The organism is Collinsella aerofaciens (assembly GCF_032584215.1).
Taxonomy (GTDB): domain Bacteria; phylum Actinomycetota; class Coriobacteriia; order Coriobacteriales; family Coriobacteriaceae; genus Collinsella.
In genome coordinates this window covers 1-284 of record NZ_JAWHPN010000153.1, presented here as the reverse complement: position 1 = coordinate 284, position 284 = coordinate 1, and the positions used below count along the sequence as shown (strand labels likewise).

General features: G+C 68.3%; 1 protein-coding gene. It reads left to right on the top strand.

What is annotated here, in order from left to right; translation table 11 throughout:
• On the top strand, window positions 1-272 hold a 272-nt coding region (locus RX395_RS10190), incomplete at its 5' end, for a hypothetical protein (RefSeq protein WP_316367416.1).
• Window positions 273-284: the final 12 nt, after the last annotated feature.

Below are 284 nucleotides of genomic sequence, written 5' to 3'. Positions count from 1 at the left end.
GGTTCCGCGGGATGGCGGGGCCGAGGCTGATGGAGGAGCTCCCCTCCGTGCGCGCCGAGGGCGCGCTGGGCGCCGCGCTCGGCGCGCTGGCGGACCTGTGGGCGGCGGCGCGCGACGCGGCGCTCGATATGGAGCTCGCGATCGAGGCGTCCCTGGAGGATGTTAGCGTCAATCTATTTTTCACCAGTTTCGCTAAACAGGCGCGCCGTTCGCGCAAAGGCGGTTTCACCGGTTGCGCTAACGTATTTTCACCGATTCCGGTCACGGCTTGACGGGGCCGTCCC